Origin of the sequence: Antarctobacter jejuensis (assembly GCF_052266595.1) — a bacterium.
In the GTDB taxonomy this organism is placed as follows: Bacteria; Pseudomonadota; Alphaproteobacteria; order Rhodobacterales; family Rhodobacteraceae; genus Antarctobacter; species Antarctobacter jejuensis.
The window spans coordinates 201,125-217,118 of record NZ_JBQQXJ010000001.1; the positions used below are offsets into that span (position 1 = coordinate 201,125).

A 15,994-nucleotide genomic window follows, 5' to 3' on the forward strand; every position below is an offset into this window, starting at 1 on the left:
CTCAATCCTTGTCTTTCTGGCGGTCCCGCCAGAGCCCGTATAACATCCACAGCGCCCAGACAAAGCCCCCGAGTGCGGCAAGGTCGAAAAGCGCAAGCCAGCGCTGGCCCAATTCCAGCGCCGACCCGATTGCAATGGCCGCGATCCAGCCAACACCGGTTCCGGCGATGACCAACGCTATCACGCGGCCCCGCCGGTTAAAATCGCTGCCTGTCGCCATTACGCCCGCGTTCAGCCTGCCAGGTCGGCAGCCTGAGCCACCCAACCGTTGCGCGAGACGCGGCCTTTGACGCCGGGCAGATTCTCATCCATCCAGGCGACGTTGGCTTCGGTCCATTCGGCGATCTGCGCGTAGGTGTAAATTCCTTCGGCGTTCAGCGCCTCGGCCAGTTTCGGCCCGACACCGTTCAGCACGGTCAGATCGTCCGCCTTGCCCTTGGGCGCGGAGACCGACTTGGGCTTGACCATCTTGGCGGTTTCTTCGACCGGCGTCTCTGCGGACACGGGTTTGGCCGCCGGTGCTTTTGAGGCTTCGGCCGTCTTTTCGGCCTTGGGGGCCTCGACCTTCTTTTCAGCTGTCGGCGCGGCGGCTTTTTCAACTTTCGGCGCGGCAGCTTCCTCAGCCTTCGGGGCTGCGGCCGGTTCGACCTTGGGCGTTTCGGCCTTCTCGGCTTTGGGCGCTTCAGTCTTTTTCTCAACCTTCGGCGCTTCGGTCTTTTTCTCAACTTTCGGCGCTTCGGTCTTCTTCACAACCTTCGGCGCTTCGGCCTTCGGTTTTTCCGCAACGGTCTTTACGGCGGCGACCTTCTCGGCCTTCGGTGCCTTTGTCGCGACAGCTTTGGCAACGGGTTCGACCGGCGCCTTTACGGGCACTTCGACAGCGGTTGCTTCGACGGTCTCGACCTTCGGCGCCGCTGCCTTCTTCGGAGCCGCAGCCTTTTTCGGCGCGGGTGCCTTTTTCGGCTCGGCCTTGGCCACAGCCGTCGCCACTGTCACGCTGCCCATCGGCGAGCAGATCGAGCCGAAACCCGTTGGCAGGCCCGTCCACGGCATCATCGCCAGTTTCATCAGGCCCTGGCTGGTTTCAATCGCAAAACGGGTCTGCATCGCCATCATGCGGACAACCGGCGTGTAATCCGGTGTCAAAAAAAAGTTCGGAGTTTTCATGGTCACGTTTCTCGCTCCACCATTACGGCGCAGGTCACCTGCGCCCGTCAAGGCGCCGTTCCTCCCCAACAGTGCCGAGCCACGCCTGACATACTGCGGCGCGGCGTGCAAGTCATGCCGTTGTCGCAGCGCGGGATCCCTCCGACAGACCCCGTTTTTGCTGCCTCAGTAGACGCCGCCGTCCTGAACACGGGCGGAAAAGGAGGTCTGCCCTCCCTCGGCAAGCACCTTGGCCTGCGCCACCCATTCGTCCCGGCTGACCCGCCCCTTGAAACCTTCGAGGTTGGCGTCAACCCATGCGATTTCCTGATCCGTCCACGCGGCAATCTGGTCGAAATGGTAGATACCAAGGCTGTTGCACAGCTTCTCCATTTTCGGTCCGATTCCCTTGATCTGCTTGAGATCATCCGCCCCACCGTCCCGAGGACCGTCCAGCAGCGCTGGTTTTTCGCCTTCATCGATGCCTTCGATGATGCCGTCGCCATCGTAGTCAACGCCATCCTCTGCGATCGGCGGCGTGTAGCGCCACGTTCCCTTGCGACTGCCCAGATCTGCCTCACCGGCCAGCGGCGTCGTCGGTCGAACCAGCGGGGTTTCAGGCTGCGGTGCGGTAGCCGCTACAGGCGCGGTTGGTGTTCCGGCATCCTGAGCTTCGGCCGATGTGACCGGGTCGGGCTCTGCGGCAGCTGTTGGTTCCGGGGCACTCTCCGCTGCCTCCGGGCTTTCCGGCGCGGAATAGGACCAGTCACCCTTGCGTTCCGCCAGTTCAGCTTCCCCGGCCAGTTGCGCGGTGGGTTTAACGACATCCGCGGTTTCCGCCGCGGCGCTCTCATTCACCGGATTGGCGACCGGCGCGGGCTCGGCTTCTGCGATCGGCTCCGGTGCTGCAGCAGGTGCTGCCACGGGTGCCGCCGCTGCCGGAGCACTGCGTGCCACCTGAGCGGAGTGCGTGCCCACCGCATCGTCGTCAGAGCAGAGGAAACGACTAAACAGAAAGCCAAGAATGGCAAACAGCAGAAGCCCGGCGATCAAGGCCGCAAAAAATCCCCAGCCTGCCCCCGCCAAAAGCAGAAGAAAGGTTATCGCCCCCACTACTGCGGCGACGATCCAGCTTGTTCGGGCGCAGCCGCCCGAGCCATTCATTCCAGTCATTTTCAGTCCCCTCCCAGTCCTTTTCTGCGGACGTGTTGTTCACCAACTATCGCCGCAATCAGGCTGTGAGGACATTAGACTTTGGGATTGACCCGGTCAGGGGAATTTCAGTTATTTTTTTCCGCTGCCAGATCCTTGGCCTGCGCGACCCACTCATCGCGGGAGGCACGGCCCTTGAACCCTTCGAGGTTATCATCGACCCAAGCCAGTTCCCGATCCGTCCAGATCGCGATCTGGTCAAAGTGGAAAACGCCCATGCCGTGCAGCATCTGTTCCAGCTTGGGACCGATGCCCTTGATGATTTTCAGGTCGTCAGGTTGACCGTCACGCGGGCCGTCCAGACCGGCGGGCTTGTCCTCTTCGGTGGACGCGGCCTCGTCTTGCGGTTTGGCCTTGGCCGCCGGAGCCTTGTCATCCTTCGGCGCTTCGTAACGCCAGCTGCCCTTGCGCTCGGACAGTTCCGCCTGCCCGGCCAGCGCCGGGGTCGGTTTGACCAGTTCCGCCTGAACGGCGGCGGGCGCTTCTGCGATGGGCTCGGGCACGGGCTCGACCTTGGGCGCGTCTTTGGTCGCCTCCGAAGGCGCAGGCGCGGCTGCGGCAGGGCCGGAATCCGCGGGCGCTTCAAAGCTGCCACGGCGTCCGGACTGATCGTTCCACGGTGCCTGCAGCGGCACTTCGGTGCCGTCGATACGCTTGACCGTGTCGCCGATGTCATGCGCAAGTTGCGCGCTGGCGTTCAGCTTGATCGAGCCGTTCACAAATTCGGTCAGCGAGGTGAGCCCCGATTTCGGCTCCGCCGCGAACCGGCCGTTCTGCGGCCCGACCTGCGGCACCTCTCCGCGCGCCAGCGCATCCAGCAGCGACGCGAGCGACTCTTCGGTCAAGTCCTCGTAGTAATCCTTGCCGATCTGGGCCATGGGCGCGTTGGCGCAGCTGCCGAGGCATTCGACCTCTTCCCACGAAAACTTGCCATCCGCGGACAGCTTGTGCGGCTTGTCGGCGATCTTTTCGCGGCAGACCGCCATCAGGTCCTCTGCCCCGCAGATCATGCAGGACGTGGTGCCGCAAATCTGGATATGCGCAACGGAACCAACAGGTTGCAGCTGAAACATGAAGTAGAAGCTGGCCACTTCAAGCGCGCGGATATAGGCCAACTCCAGCATATCGGCGACATATTCGATTGCCGGACGCGTCAGCCAGCCTTCCTGTTCCTGCGCGCGCCAGAGCAAGGGAATGATGGCGCTGGCCTGACGGCCTGCGGGATACTTAGTGATCTGCTCCTGCGCCCATGCGAGGTTGGCGGGCGTGAAGGCAAAGCTTTGGGGCTGTTCGGGGTGCAGTCGGCGCAGCATGGGCTTTCGGCTTTCCGTCTCTCAGGCGGGCGCCACGTCCGGGCGCCCCATTGGTTTCAATCTTGCATCCGTTCCGGCGCTGCCGGAGCGGTCGTTCAGGTGGCGGCAGCAGGCGTGGCTGCCGGATCGACCTTGGGCGCGCAGGCACCGGTCACCAGACGCACACCGCCGTTCGACAGCGAAACCGCTTCTTTCTGTGCGACCTTGTACTGCGATACCGTGATCAGCTTTTCACGCGGCATCCCGGTCTGCAGTTCCACGGGAAGATAATCGCTCTCGTCCACCAGATCACAGCCGATCGAGGTTACGGCCGCGTCGAAGGCGCTCAGATCCTCATCGGTCACGCCTTCGGGCAGGACGCAACCCGCGATCAGGCCAGCGGCGACAAGGGCAAAAGCGTTTCTCTTCATACTCACGTTCCTTACCTCTGACCGCGAACCAGCGGCACACATACTCTCAGGGACAGCCGACCAGACGCACACGGCGCTTGTCTGCAGGGTCGATCTCGATCTGCCCGTTGTCGATCATCAATTCCAGCGCTTTTTCGCCCCGGTCACCGACCGCATCCAGCACATCCTCTGTCAGCGGGCCGGTATATCCCGCGTCCTTGGCCGCCTCGCGCGCAAGCACGGTCTGGATTTCGGTCTGGTCGTCATCTTTTGACAGGGTGCAGTCAAAGGCGCGCAGGGTACGTCCGACCGCGCCCATCAGGGCCACGGGTGGCAATTTCGAAACCGAGGTTGCAAAAGCCTCAGCGCTGGCGGCGGCACCGGCAGCCGCGCGTTCGACGTCTTTGGCCTCTTTCGGGCCAAGGATCGGCAGACACTGGGTCATCACCAAATAGCGATCACCCGGCCCCTCATCCACCTCACAATAAAACAGTGTGCCGCCATTGGTCAGCAGCAGGCCGTCATCGACGGTGCCGTGCACGTCATATCCCAGCGTCTCGTCAAAGGCCGGCAGTTCCTGCGCGGCCAGAGGCGCTGCGGTCAGGACAAGTGCAGCGGCAAGCGCCTTCACCTGTCGATCTCCCCGAACACCACGTCCATGGTCCCGATGATCGCCGCAACGTCCGCCAGTTGGTGGCCCTTGGCGATATGGTCCATCGCCTGCAGGTGCGGATAGCCCGGCGCGCGCAGCTTAGCGCGATAGGGTTTGTTGGTTCCGTCAGCCACCAGGTACACGCCAAATTCACCCTTGGGTGCCTCGACGGCGGCATAGACCTCACCGGCGGGGACGTGGAACCCTTCGGTATACAGCTTGAAGTGATGGATCAGCGCTTCCATCGACCGCTTCATCTCACCGCGTTTCGGCGGGGTGATCTTGCCGCGGGCCATGATGTCGCCCTGCCCTTCGGGCGCGCGCAGCTTTTCGATGGCCTGATGGATGATCTTCAGCGACTGGCGCATCTCTTCCATGCGCACAAGATAGCGGTCGTAGCAGTCGCCGTTCTTGCCCACCGGGATCTGGAAATCGAACTCGTCATAGCATTCATAGGGCTGCGCGCGGCGCAGGTCCCAAGCAAGGCCAGAGCCACGCACCATGACGCCCGAAAACGCCCATTCGTTGATCTCTTCTTCGGACACCACGCCGATATCGGCGTTGCGCTGCTTGAAGATGCGGTTTTCAGTCAGCAGCCCGTCGATATCATCCAGAACGCGCGGGAATTCCTTCGCCCATTCCTTGATATCGTCGATAAGCGCGGGAGGCAGGTCCTGATGGACGCCGCCGGGACGGAAATAGGCCGAGTGCAGACGCGCGCCGCAGGCGCGTTCGTAGAACACCATCAGCTTTTCGCGCTCTTCAAAGCCCCAGAGTGGCGGCGTCAGCGCACCCACGTCCATGGCCTGCGTTGTCACGTTCAGAAGGTGGTTCAGGATGCGGCCGATTTCCGAATAGAGAACCCGGATCAGCGAGGCACGGCGCGGCACCTCGACCCCGGTCAGCTTTTCGATGGCCAGACACCAGGCATGTTCCTGGTTCATCGGGGCCACGTAATCCAGCCGGTCGAAATACGGCAGGTTTTGCAGGTAGGTCCGGCTTTCCATCAGCTTTTCGGTGCCACGGTGCAGCAGGCCGATATGCGGGTCGCAGCGTTCGACGATCTCGCCGTCCAGCTCCAGAACTAGACGCAAAACGCCATGTGCCGCAGGGTGTTGCGGGCCGAAGTTGATGTTGAAGTTGCGGATCTTCTGCTCGCCCGTCAGGGCGTCTTCGAAACCTTTGGAGCCGTCCATCACTTCGCCTCTTCCGTCTTCTCGTCGCCGGGCAGCACGTATTGCGCGCCTTCCCACGGGGACATGAAATCAAACTGGCGATATTCCTGCACAAGGCTCACCGGTTCGTAGACAACGCGTTTCTGCTCTTCGTCGTAACGCACTTCGGTATAGCCCGTGGTCGGGAAATCCTTGCGCAGCGGATACCCGCGGAAGCCATAGTCCGTCAGGATGCGGCGCAGATCCGGATGGCCGGAAAACAGGATACCGAACATGTCGAACACTTCGCGTTCGAACCAGTTGGCGCTGGGATGCACGGTCACGATCGACGGCACCATCTCATCCTCGCGGATGCTCACCCGCAGGCGGATGCGGTGGTTCTGGTACATCGACAGGAAATGATAGACCACGTCGAACCGCTTGGGCCGCGCCGGGTAATCCACGCCGGTGATGTCGATCAACGTCGAGAACTTGCAGTTGGCGTCGGTCTTCAGGAACTCCACGAACCCGCGGATGTTCGAAGGTGCCACGTCCACGTTCAGCTCGTCATGGGTCACGTCCCAGCCGATCACGCAGTCCGGGCGCTTCATCTCGATATGCGCGCCCAGTTCTTTCAAGGCTTCAGTCATCCCTACCCCCTTAGCGGACCAGCGTGCCGGTGCGGCGGATCTTTTTCTGCAGCGCCAGGATGCCGTAGACCAGCGCCTCTGCCGTCGGCGGGCAGCCGGGCACATAGATGTCAACGGGCACAACGCGGTCGCACCCGCGCACAACGCTGTAGGAATAATGGTAATAGCCGCCGCCGTTGGCGCAGGATCCCATCGAGATCACGTAGCGCGGTTCCGGCATCTGGTCATAAACCTTGCGCAGCGCCGGGGCCATCTTGTTGGTCAACGTGCCAGCGACGATCATCACGTCCGACTGGCGCGGGCTGGCGCGCGGGGCAAAGCCGAAACGCTCGACGTCATAGCGCGGCATGGCGGTGTGCATCATTTCGACCGCACAGCAGGCCAGACCGAAGGTCATCCAGTGCAGCGAGCCGGTGCGCGCCCAGTTGATGATGTCCTCGGTCGAGGTCAGCAGGAACCCCTTGTCCTGCAGGTCGCGGTTCAGGGCCTGGGTGGCCACTTCGCGGTCAGGCCCCGCCGTGTTGGCTCCGGTCATCACTCCCATTCGAGCGCCCCTTTCTTCCATTCGTAGGCAAAGCCGATGGTCAGCACGCCAAGGAACACCATCATCGACCAGAAGCCCAGCATCGAAACGTCCTTGAACGCCACAGCCCATGGGAACAGGAAGGCGATTTCAAGGTCGAAGATGATGAACAGGATCGAGACAAGGTAGAACCGGACATCGAATTTCATCCGGGCATCGTCGAAGGCGTTGAACCCGCATTCATAGGCCGAGACCTTTTCCGGATCCGGGTTGCGCACGGCGATCACCACCGCGGCGAGGATCAGAACGAGGCCGAGACCGATGGCGATGGCCAGAAAGACGAGGATGGGAAGGTATTCCCGCAGCATCTCTTCCAAGACGTGGCTCCTTCAGGGATCGGGCGCGTTGGCGCTTGGCTTTCAGACCCTTATCGCTCGCTCTGGGCGGGGTCAACAAGGGGCAAAAGGATTCAACCGCCTGCAAACAACCGCTTTTGCCCGATCCGCATGCTTTTCCGTTACACGACAACAAGATGTGCCGATTCCGGCAGAGAAAAGCCCCGAACAGACGCGCCCAAGCGCCGCAGTCCCGCCTCAACGACAAGGACGGCACCCGCTTTTCGCAGATACCGTCCTTCGGAGAGTTGCTCGATTTTTCTTGTGTGGGTGAGAGCGCCCACGCCTGTTAAACTCTGTTCGTCACGTAGTCTCGTCTAGTCGCTTGCCCGTCCCGTCAGGCCACCTGCAGAACCAGGCAAAGCCCCGCATCCGCACCCCGACCACGGATCGAGGTAAGCGGCTCAAGCTCCGCCTTGTAGTCGCGCAGCATTTTCATGACGTCGATGTAGACGCGCTGTTCAGTCTTCATTTCCTCTCCGGGACGCAGTTTGGTAATCCCCTTGTTCCGACGGCGCTTCAACTCGTTCAGTGCCTTCGTCCGATTGTTGCGCGCCGTCAGCAGCAGGTTTTCCATCGTCCCGTCTCCCTTGTTGGTCCTATCCCCAGCACCTTGGTTAATGGATAACCCCTTACAGACGCAGCGTCATTGGGGCGTCCGGGGGAAAAGATGCGCAACGGGATCACCACCCTATCCGTTGGGATGGGCGGGGTGTCGGATTGGCTGTTGGTTGGTTGGGCGATGGCCCCTGCAGGGGGCCGAGTTCCATCCCGCCGCCCCCCCTCCGTCCCGGCCAATGTCACGACGCGGTCGAGATCATCACGTATCCGGCCATACCCGCCATCACGAACATGACCGGGAACCAGACCGCCCGCTCCCGTGGCGACGGCGTGATCCCGTTTAGCACGGCGCTCAGCACACTCACCCCCAGCGCCAACCAGCCGGTCCAGCGCGGCCAGTCCAGTCCCGGGAAACCGGCAGCCGCCAGTACCGCCAACGCCTGAAAGATCACCACCGGCACGGACAAAGCCGCCAATAGGCGCCCGGTAACCGGCAGTGCCCCCGGATGCTGCCCGCCTTGCGTCCACGGCCCCAGAGGCGCGCCGCCAATCAATGCCATCTGGAAAAACACGATCCCCAGACAGACCGTGGCGTAAAGATGTGCAATCTGGATCAGCATACCCGTCCCGGCTCAGTCCTTCGGCACGGGATAGAAGACCTGTGTATAGAACCGCTGCGGTCCTTCGCGATCCACGGCGCGCTGATAGGCTGCGCGCGCTTCGATCCGCGCCTTGTAGGCCAAGAGGCGCGGAAACTCTTCCAGATGCACGTAATAGGGCGCCGCGAACAGGTTGAACCCCATCATCACGTCCGCCGCAGAAAACCCGCCGGGCAAGAGCCACTCCTGCTCCCCAAGCCGCTGCTCCATCCCCCGCAGGGTCTGGCGCAGCCGCGCGACGGTCAGCTTGACCACCACCGGAGAGGGTTTGGCCGGTGGCCGCAGAAAGACCAGCATCAGGTTCAGGTTCTCGATCAGGCTCGCCTGCGTTTCGGCGTAATGGATCCATTGCAGGTAGGCGGGCCGCTCGGCGTCCCCCGGCGCGCGGCCAAGGTCCGGCGCATAGGTTTCCACCATGTATTCGACGATGGCGCCGGATTCGCTCATCTCCAGATCGCCGATCCGGATCGCCGGGATGCGAACGGCGGGCGACAGCCGCCCCAGATCGCTCTCGCGCATTTCCTTGCTGCCGATCCGGTGTTCCACGATCTCGAACGCGCCGAACCGGTCCAGCCCGATCTCTTCCAAAAGCCAGAGCACCCGGAAAGAGCGCCCGTATTGCACATGATGCAGCGTCAGATCCGGTCCGCTCATGCTGCTGCCTCCTCTTCAAGAATGACCAGCGCTGTTCCGGCCTCGACCTGATCGCCGGCCCGCACCAGAACCTCGGCGACCTTGCCGGCATGGCTGGCGGTCAGCGTGTGTTCCATCTTCATCGCCTCCAGCACGGCCAGCCGGTCCCCGGCCTCCACCGCCTGCCCGACAGAGACGTGAACGGACACGACGCGCCCCGGCATAGGCGCCAGCGCCCCGCCTGCCGCGCCCTCGGCCCCGGTTCCGCGCGCCAGCGGATCCGGCAGATCGAACGCCACGCCATAATCGGTAAAGACCGTCACCCGTCCACCCGACACATGCACGCCGCCCCCCGGTGTGCCGTCAAAGGTCCAGCCGCCCGCGCCGCGCAGGGCCTCGACCACGGTGCCCTCCACGTCGACCAGCGCCGATCCCGGACCGCGCTGCATCACCCGCACGCCGCACGCCTCTTCGCCATGCGCCAACATCACCATCCGCCATGCTGGTTCCCATAGGGTGAACCCCTGTTCCCAGCCATCACCATCCAGCAGCCCCAGCGCACCAAGCGCGGCCTCGGCCCAGACGGCGGGACGCACCTCGGGCGCGGCGGCCAGACTGTCGATGTCCCGCGCGATCAGGCCGGTATCCACCTCGCCGCGGCCAAAGCCTTCGTGGTCTGCAAGCGCGCCCAGAAAGGCCAGGTTCGTCACCGTGCCCGCCACCTGTGTCTGCCGCAATCCACGCGACAGCTTGCGCAGGGCCACGGCGCGCGACGGCCCGTGCACCACCACCTTGGCGATCATCGGATCGTAATGCGGGCTGATGGTATCGCCTGTCCGCACACCGGTCTCCGCCCGCACGCCGTCCGGAAATGTCAGTTGCGCCAGCGTTCCAGTCGCGGGCAGGAACCCGGCCGGCACATCCTCTGCATAAAGGCGCGCCTCGAATGCATGGCCGGTGATCTTCAGTTCCTCCTGCCTTGCGGGCAGTGTCTCTCCCCCCGCCACACGGATCTGCCATTCTACCAGATCGACGCCGCAGATTTCCTCGGTCACGGGATGTTCCACCTGCAGGCGGGTGTTCATCTCCATGAACCAGAACCCATCGGTGCGTAGCCCGTCAAAGCCGTCTACGATGAATTCCACCGTGCCCGCGCCCTTGTAGCCAATGGCCTCTGCCGCGCGCACAGCCGCAGCCCCCATGGCTTCGCGCATCTCTGCGGTCATGCCCGGCGCCGGGGCCTCTTCGATCACCTTCTGGTGGCGGCGCTGCAGCGAACAGTCCCGTTCGAACAGATGCACCGCGCGCTCTCCGTCGCCAAAGACCTGCACCTCGATGTGGCGCGGACGCTGGATGTATTTCTCTATCAACACCGCATCGTTGCCAAAGGCGGTGCGCGCCTCGGCCTTGGCCCGTTCCAGCGCGTCGATGAAATCCTCGGGCTCCTCGACCAAACGCATCCCCTTGCCGCCGCCACCGGCAACCGCCTTGATCAGCACCGGATAGCCGACGCGGTGCGCCTCGACCTCCAGGTGACCGGGATCCTGATCTTCGCCCATGTAGCCGGGCACGACCGGCACGCCCGCCTCATCCATCAGACGCTTGGCCGCATCCTTGAGCCCCATCTTGCGGATCGCGTCGGCCGAAGGGCCGATGAAGACCAGCCCCGCCTTCTCGACTTCGGTCACGAAATCCGGGTTCTCGGAGAGAAACCCGTATCCGGGGTGAATCGCCTGTGCGCCGGTGGCCTTGGCGGCCGCGATGATCTTGTCGCCGCGCAGATAGCTCTGCGCCGGTGCGGCGCCGCCGATGTGCACGGCCTCATCGGCAAGGGCCACGTGCATCGCCTGCGCGTCGGCCTCGGAATAGACCGCCACGGTGCGCAGCCCCATGGCCCGCGCCGTGCGGATCACCCTGCAGGCGATCTCGCCCCGGTTGGCAATCAGAATGGTGTCAAACATGGTGTTTCCTCTCCGAAAGCGCCGTCACGAATAATCCTCCACCACGCGAAACCTCTCGCAGATGATTTCCATGTCCTCGGACACGCCGCCATTTCGCGAAAAATACGCGCGGTAGCTTTTGCGCCAATGAGCGAGGTCGCGGAACTCTCCCTGAAGCGCGACGAACTCCTCATCCATCTCATCAAAGCGCCGGGTCGTGACCTCCACCGTCTCGACCATCAGGGCGGGCGTGCCGTCCCAGTTCAGCGCCACGTCGCGCCGCCCCGCGACCGGCATGACATCGCCCCCCTTGCCGAAGACGCGCTTTGCCTCGACGGTCGCGGTCTTCTTGCCAGAGCGCACCTGTGCAAGGATTTGGGCACATAACTGCGGTGAATCCCCATAGCGAAAGGTCTCTGCCTCGGGGTTATCGTCGATGATCTGCTGCAGGGTTTTGGCGGTCAACGTGCGTTCTCCTTCATGGCAACAGACCTTACATCCGGAACACGCCGAAACGTGTCTCTTCAATCGGCGCGTTCAGGGCGGCACGCAGCGACAGCGCCAGCACGGCGCGGGTTTTGCGCGGGTCGATCACCCCGTCATCCCAAAGCCGCGCACTTGCGTAAAGCGGATGCGACTGCCTCTCGAACATCTCCAGCGTGGGGCGTTTGAACTCGGCCTCTTCGTCCTCGGACCACGTGCCGCCTGCGCGTTCGATGGCGTCGCGTTTGACCGTGGCCAAAACGCCCGCCGCCTGCGGGCCACCCATGACCGAAATCCGGCTATTGGGCCACGTCCACAGGAACCGCGGCTGATAGGCCCGGCCCGCCATGCCATAGTTGCCTGCCCCGAACGATCCGCCCACCAGCAGCGTGATCTTTGGGACAGAGGTGCTGGCCACTGCCGTCACCATCTTGGCCCCGTGGCGCGCGATGCCTTCGTTCTCGTATTTCCGCCCCACCATGAAGCCGGTGATGTTCTGCAGGAAGACCAAGGGGATCTTGCGCTGTGAACACAGTTCAACGAAATGCGCGCCCTTCTGCGCGCTTTCCGAAAACAGAACGCCGTTGTTGGCGACGATCCCCACCGGCATCCCCTCCACCTCGGCAAAGCCGCAGACCAACGTCTCGCCAAAGCGCGGCTTGAACTCGTCGAAGTAGGATCCGTCCACCACCCGCGCGATCACCTCGCGGATGTCATAGGGCGTGCGTAGATCAGCGGGCACCACGCCCAGCAATTCATCCGGATCATAGGCGGGCGCTTTCCCCGAGCGTAGGGCGGGGTTTACCCCGCCGCTGCCGCCAAGCGAGCCAACGGCCCGCCGCGCCAGCGCAAGCGCATGCGCGTCATCCTCGGCCAGATAATCCGCCACACCAGACAGCCGGGTGTGCACATCGCCGCCGCCCAGATCCTCGGCGGTGACCACCTCACCCGTCGCCGCCTTGACCAGCGGCGGCCCGGCAAGGAAGATCGTCCCCTGCTCTTTCACGATGATGGACACGTCCGACATGGCCGGCACATAGGCCCCGCCCGCAGTACAACTGCCCATGACAACGGCGATCTGCGCGATGCCCTTGGCGCTCATCCGCGCCTGATTGTAGAAGATGCGGCCAAAGTGGTCGCGGTCCGGAAAGACCTCATCCTGATTGGGCAGGTTCGCGCCGCCAGAGTCCACGAGGTAGATGCAGGGCAGCCGGTTTTCCTCGGCAATCTCCTGCGCGCGCAGGTGCTTCTTGACGGTCATCGGGTAGTAGGTGCCGCCCTTCACCGTGGCGTCATTGCAGACCACCATGACCTGCCGCCCCTTGACCAGACCGATCCCGGCAATCGCCCCTGCGCAGGGGGCTGCACCGCCATACATGCCATGCGCCGCCGTTGCGCCCACCTCCAGAAAGGGAGAGCCTGGGTCCAGCAGGTTGGCCACCCGTTCGCGCGGCAGCATCTTGCCGCGCGACAGATGCCGTTCGCGCGCCTTTTCCCCGCCGCCTGCCGCCGCAAGGGCCGCCGCCTCGGAAATCTCGGCCAGGGCATCCAGATGCGCGCGGCGGTTGGTCTCATAGGCTTCGCCAGAGGTCATCACCTGAGATTGCAACTTCATTTGCCTGCTCCCCTCGTTGTCTCTTTGCCGGTGCGGTGGCGGATCATGGTTTCAATCCCTCGGGACGGGCGCGTGGCCGAACCGGCGGTGGCGGGCTGGCCCACCCCGCCGCGATGGCCGGCTCTGCGGCGTCGAGATACCGGGCCACCTGCCAGGCCAGCACGGTGCTGCGCAGACGGCTGTTGGCTTCGCGCGCCTCGCACCATGTATGCATTGCGGCCTCCTGCCCCGCGCAGTCGGGCCCGGAGGAACTGCCCTGCGCCAACAGCCAGACCTGCGGATAGAGCGCGTGGGCAAAGCCTTCGCCGGTCACGGTTGCGGGATCCGGCAAGAGCGCCAGAATGGTGTCTTTCAGCGCATCCTGTTCCACTGTCAGCGCGCGCTGGCAGGCCAGCGGCTCCTCTGAGCGGTCGCAGCGGACAATGCCGACGGTGCCGCAGAAATCGACGCCACGCACATCGCCAATGTCGAAATCGCGCGCATCCTCGGGGCGTTCGCGCAACCGGCGCAGGTCCTGTTCATAACGATCCACAGCAATGTCCATGCAGGTCGAAAACTCCGGCAGCGGTTCGGGCTGTGCCCAGACAGCGCCTGTCGACAGACAGATCGCACAGTAGGCCAATGCACTACGCATTTCCCGCCTCCCGCGCAGCACGCGCCTTCAACTCCTTGCGGATCACCTTGCCTGTAACCGTCATCGGCAATTCAGTGACGAAGGAAATTTCCCTTGGGTAGGAGTAACTTGCCAGCCGATCCTTGACCCATGACTGCAATTCCGGTGCCCGCACCTCGATGCCGGGGCGGAGCACGACATAGGCCTTGACGATCTCCGTCCGCAGGGGATCCGGCTTGCCCACCACGCCCGCCGTTGCGACACCGGGATGGGTCAGCAGGCAATCTTCGATCTCGGCGGGGCCGATCCGGTATCCGGCGCTGGTAATCACGTCGTCCTCGCGCCCGACAAAGCGGATGAACCCGTCCTCCAATTTGCCACGATCGCCGGTGATCAGCCACGGGCCGCGGAATTTCGCAGCCGTGGCTTCGGGCCGCCGCCAGTATTCCAGCATCATCGAGGCGCAGCCGCGCCGCACCGCGATATCCCCTTCACCCGTCACCGGCTGCCCCTGTTGATCGACCACCGAAATCTCGAACCCCGGCACGGCGCGGCCCAGACTGCCGGGCCTTGGGTCGAACAGCGAACCGCAGGAGCTGGCCACCATGTTGCATTCGGTCTGGCCGTAGAATTCGTTGATCGTACAGCCAAGCGCCTCACGCCCCCAGGCCAGCATCTCCGCACCCAATGGCTCACCTCCACTGGCGACAGAGCGCAGCCCGGTCATCTGCGCATTTCCCGCCTTTAGCATCCGCAGGGCGGTTGGCGGGAAAAACACATTCTTTACAGCGTGATCCGAGACGATCCTCAAGCACTTCTCAACATCGAACCGCCGCATCCGGGCGGCCACCACCGGCACCCCAAGCGCAAGCCCCGGCATCAACACGTCGAACAGCCCGCCGATCCAGGCCCAGTCCGCAGGCGTCCACAGGACATCGCCGCGACGGCCAAGGAAATCGTGGCTCATCTCGACCCCGGGCAGATGGCCGGTCAAAATCCGGTGTCCATGCAACGCGCCCTTGGGCTTGCCCGTGGTGCCGGAAGTGTAGATCAGCACCGCCGGATCCTCTGGTCCGGTCTGCAGGACCGCGCGGGAAGCGTAGGTTGACGGCGGCAGGTCCTCGCCGCGCAAGATGGCACAGTCAAAGGGGCGCATCATGCCAGCGCCCTCTTCGTCCGTGACCACCACCTTGCAGCCGGAATCCTGCAAACGCGCGCGCAGCGCATCTTCGCGGAACAACATGAACAGCGGCACGGAAATCGCCCCGATCCGCCAGGCCGCGATGTGCGCCGCCGCGCACAATGGCGATTGTGACAACAGGACCCCCACCCGGTCGCCACGCATCACGCCGCGCGCGATCAGCCCCGCCTCCACCCGGCGTGACAGGGCGTATAGCGCGGCATAGGTCACGTTGCGCCGCCCACCGCGTGACAGGTCGATGATGGCAAGGCGGTCCGGCTCGACCGCCGCCCAGCCGTCGCAGGCCTGATGCGCCATGTTCAGATCGGACGGCAGGTCCCAGCGGAACCGGGCGCAGAGCGCCTCATATGTGGGTGCAGCGCGCAGCATCAGCCCGGTGTCACCACGCTTTCGATGTACCAGGTCTGATCCGACGTTTCCCGCATCAGACATTCAATCGCCGCCGGTCCTCCGCCGGTTCCGCCGCCCCATTGGCTGCGCGCCCAGTCGCATTTCGCATCGCGAAAGGGAATCCACGCGCGCTGCATCCCGCGCAGCGCGTCCACCTGCGACGGGCCGAAACCGTCGTTTTCAGCATCCGTCTTGCGGGCATGCGCCATAGCAAACCGGTAAGAGGTGTTGAGCCGGGCATCCCACCACTGCAACTCGCGGTCGAGGCAACCGCCCATCCCCACCGTGGACCAGCCGCCGGGGGTGTCCTCCATGCAGGCCTCTGCGGACCGACCAACGCAACTGCGGTAATCGGCACCGGAGGCAAGGCAGCTTTCGGTGGCGTGGGGAGAGAACACCAGTTCCTGCGCCGCAACGGGGGGCGCAGCCAACAGGGACAGGGCAAGGATAGAAAAGGCGCGCATC

19 protein-coding genes are annotated in these 15,994 nt (G+C 63.8%); all 19 read right to left on the bottom strand.

Features of this window, described 5'->3' with window-relative positions:
• Nucleotide 1: 1 nt before the first annotated feature.
• Entirely contained in the window at nt 2-220 is a 219-nt protein-coding gene (locus ACTXGA_RS01000; RefSeq protein WP_443391227.1) for a DUF5337 domain-containing protein, read from the bottom strand.
• 11 nt (nt 221-231) lie between these two features.
• Complete coding sequence (locus ACTXGA_RS01005) at nt 232-1,278, bottom strand: helix-hairpin-helix domain-containing protein (RefSeq protein ID WP_443391228.1); 1,047 nt, start codon at nt 1,276-1,278, stop codon at nt 232-234.
• Nucleotides 1,279-1,332: 54 nt separating this feature from the next.
• Nucleotides 1,333-2,319, bottom strand: coding sequence for a helix-hairpin-helix domain-containing protein (locus ACTXGA_RS01010; RefSeq protein ID WP_443391229.1), 987 nt, complete (start codon nt 2,317-2,319; stop codon nt 1,333-1,335).
• A gap of 107 nt (nt 2,320-2,426) precedes the next feature.
• Entirely contained in the window at nt 2,427-3,671 is a 1,245-nt protein-coding gene (locus ACTXGA_RS01015) for an NADH-quinone oxidoreductase subunit E (protein WP_443391230.1), read from the bottom strand.
• A 95-nt stretch (nt 3,672-3,766) separates the two neighbouring features.
• Nucleotides 3,767-4,081, bottom strand: coding sequence for a hypothetical protein (locus ACTXGA_RS01020; RefSeq protein ID WP_443391231.1), 315 nt, complete (start codon nt 4,079-4,081; stop codon nt 3,767-3,769).
• A 46-nt stretch (nt 4,082-4,127) separates the two neighbouring features.
• On the bottom strand, nt 4,128-4,691 hold the full coding sequence (locus tag ACTXGA_RS01025; protein ID WP_443391232.1) for a hypothetical protein: 564 nt from the start codon (nt 4,689-4,691) through the stop codon (nt 4,128-4,130).
• Nucleotides 4,688-5,908 carry an NADH-quinone oxidoreductase subunit D gene (locus ACTXGA_RS01030; RefSeq protein WP_443391233.1) on the bottom strand — a complete coding sequence of 407 codons (1,221 nt, stop codon included), beginning with the start codon at nt 5,906-5,908 and terminating at the stop codon, nt 4,688-4,690. Before ACTXGA_RS01030 ends, ACTXGA_RS01025 begins: the two co-directional genes overlap by 4 nt.
• Entirely contained in the window at nt 5,908-6,516 is a 609-nt protein-coding gene (locus tag ACTXGA_RS01035; protein WP_443391234.1) for an NADH-quinone oxidoreductase subunit C, read from the bottom strand. The genes ACTXGA_RS01030 and ACTXGA_RS01035 overlap by 1 nt, the downstream gene beginning before the upstream one ends.
• 10 nt (nt 6,517-6,526) lie before the next feature.
• The gene (locus tag ACTXGA_RS01040; protein WP_094035600.1) at nt 6,527-7,060 is read right to left on the bottom strand and encodes a NuoB/complex I 20 kDa subunit family protein; all 534 of its coding nucleotides are present in this window, start codon (nt 7,058-7,060) and stop codon (nt 6,527-6,529) included.
• Nucleotides 7,051-7,416, bottom strand: a complete 366-nt coding sequence (locus ACTXGA_RS01045) for an NADH-quinone oxidoreductase subunit A (RefSeq protein WP_443391235.1) — start codon at nt 7,414-7,416, stop codon at nt 7,051-7,053. The genes ACTXGA_RS01040 and ACTXGA_RS01045 overlap by 10 nt, the downstream gene beginning before the upstream one ends.
• A gap of 355 nt (nt 7,417-7,771) precedes the next feature.
• Nucleotides 7,772-8,011 carry a hypothetical protein gene (locus tag ACTXGA_RS01050; protein WP_443391237.1) on the bottom strand — a complete coding sequence of 80 codons (240 nt, stop codon included), beginning with the start codon at nt 8,009-8,011 and terminating at the stop codon, nt 7,772-7,774.
• A 223-nt stretch (nt 8,012-8,234) separates the two neighbouring features.
• Nucleotides 8,235-8,615 (bottom strand): hypothetical protein, encoded by a 381-nt coding sequence (locus tag ACTXGA_RS01055; RefSeq protein ID WP_443391238.1) that lies wholly within the window; start codon nt 8,613-8,615, stop codon nt 8,235-8,237.
• Nucleotides 8,616-8,627: 12 nt separating this feature from the next.
• Entirely contained in the window at nt 8,628-9,308 is a 681-nt protein-coding gene (locus tag ACTXGA_RS01060) for a glutathione S-transferase family protein (RefSeq protein WP_443391239.1), read from the bottom strand.
• The gene (locus ACTXGA_RS01065) at nt 9,305-11,248 is read right to left on the bottom strand and encodes an acetyl/propionyl/methylcrotonyl-CoA carboxylase subunit alpha (protein ID WP_443391240.1); all 1,944 of its coding nucleotides are present in this window, start codon (nt 11,246-11,248) and stop codon (nt 9,305-9,307) included. Before ACTXGA_RS01065 ends, ACTXGA_RS01060 begins: the two co-directional genes overlap by 4 nt.
• Before the next feature lie 24 nt (nt 11,249-11,272).
• Nucleotides 11,273-11,692, bottom strand: a complete 420-nt coding sequence (locus tag ACTXGA_RS01070) for an ASCH domain-containing protein (RefSeq protein ID WP_443391241.1) — start codon at nt 11,690-11,692, stop codon at nt 11,273-11,275.
• Between the two features lie 28 nt (nt 11,693-11,720).
• On the bottom strand, nt 11,721-13,325 hold the full coding sequence (locus ACTXGA_RS01075) for a carboxyl transferase domain-containing protein (RefSeq protein ID WP_443391242.1): 1,605 nt from the start codon (nt 13,323-13,325) through the stop codon (nt 11,721-11,723).
• A gap of 43 nt (nt 13,326-13,368) precedes the next feature.
• On the bottom strand, nt 13,369-13,959 hold the full coding sequence (locus ACTXGA_RS01080) for a hypothetical protein (RefSeq protein WP_443391243.1): 591 nt from the start codon (nt 13,957-13,959) through the stop codon (nt 13,369-13,371).
• Nucleotides 13,952-15,508, bottom strand: coding sequence for an AMP-binding protein (locus ACTXGA_RS01085; protein WP_443391576.1), 1,557 nt, complete (start codon nt 15,506-15,508; stop codon nt 13,952-13,954). Before ACTXGA_RS01085 ends, ACTXGA_RS01080 begins: the two co-directional genes overlap by 8 nt.
• Nucleotides 15,508-15,993 carry a lysozyme inhibitor LprI family protein gene (locus tag ACTXGA_RS01090; RefSeq protein WP_443391244.1) on the bottom strand — a complete coding sequence of 162 codons (486 nt, stop codon included), beginning with the start codon at nt 15,991-15,993 and terminating at the stop codon, nt 15,508-15,510. The genes ACTXGA_RS01085 and ACTXGA_RS01090 overlap by 1 nt, the downstream gene beginning before the upstream one ends.
• Between the last annotated feature and the right edge of the window lies 1 nt (nt 15,994).

Coding starts and splice junctions, on each gene's coding strand:
- ACTXGA_RS01060 (WP_443391239.1), bottom strand. CDS start 9,308: ATGAGCGGACCGGATCTGACGCTGCATCATGTGCAATACGGGCGCTCT.
- ACTXGA_RS01000 (WP_443391227.1), bottom strand. CDS start 220: ATGGCGACAGGCAGCGATTTTAACCGGCGGGGCCGCGTGATAGCGTTG.
- ACTXGA_RS01010 (WP_443391229.1), bottom strand. CDS start 2,319: ATGACTGGAATGAATGGCTCGGGCGGCTGCGCCCGAACAAGCTGGATC.
- ACTXGA_RS01055 (WP_443391238.1), bottom strand. CDS start 8,615: ATGCTGATCCAGATTGCACATCTTTACGCCACGGTCTGTCTGGGGATC.
- ACTXGA_RS01085 (WP_443391576.1), bottom strand. CDS start 15,508: ATGCTGCGCGCTGCACCCACATATGAGGCGCTCTGCGCCCGGTTCCGC.
- ACTXGA_RS01050 (WP_443391237.1), bottom strand. CDS start 8,011: ATGGAAAACCTGCTGCTGACGGCGCGCAACAATCGGACGAAGGCACTG.
- ACTXGA_RS01090 (WP_443391244.1), bottom strand. CDS start 15,993: ATGCGCGCCTTTTCTATCCTTGCCCTGTCCCTGTTGGCTGCGCCCCCC.
- ACTXGA_RS01040 (WP_094035600.1), bottom strand. CDS start 7,060: ATGGGAGTGATGACCGGAGCCAACACGGCGGGGCCTGACCGCGAAGTG.
- ACTXGA_RS01020 (WP_443391231.1), bottom strand. CDS start 4,081: ATGAAGAGAAACGCTTTTGCCCTTGTCGCCGCTGGCCTGATCGCGGGT.
- ACTXGA_RS01080 (WP_443391243.1), bottom strand. CDS start 13,959: ATGCGTAGTGCATTGGCCTACTGTGCGATCTGTCTGTCGACAGGCGCT.
- ACTXGA_RS01065 (WP_443391240.1), bottom strand. CDS start 11,248: ATGTTTGACACCATTCTGATTGCCAACCGGGGCGAGATCGCCTGCAGG.
- ACTXGA_RS01030 (WP_443391233.1), bottom strand. CDS start 5,908: ATGGACGGCTCCAAAGGTTTCGAAGACGCCCTGACGGGCGAGCAGAAG.
- ACTXGA_RS01015 (WP_443391230.1), bottom strand. CDS start 3,671: ATGCTGCGCCGACTGCACCCCGAACAGCCCCAAAGCTTTGCCTTCACG.
- ACTXGA_RS01035 (WP_443391234.1), bottom strand. CDS start 6,516: ATGACTGAAGCCTTGAAAGAACTGGGCGCGCATATCGAGATGAAGCGC.
- ACTXGA_RS01075 (WP_443391242.1), bottom strand. CDS start 13,325: ATGAAGTTGCAATCTCAGGTGATGACCTCTGGCGAAGCCTATGAGACC.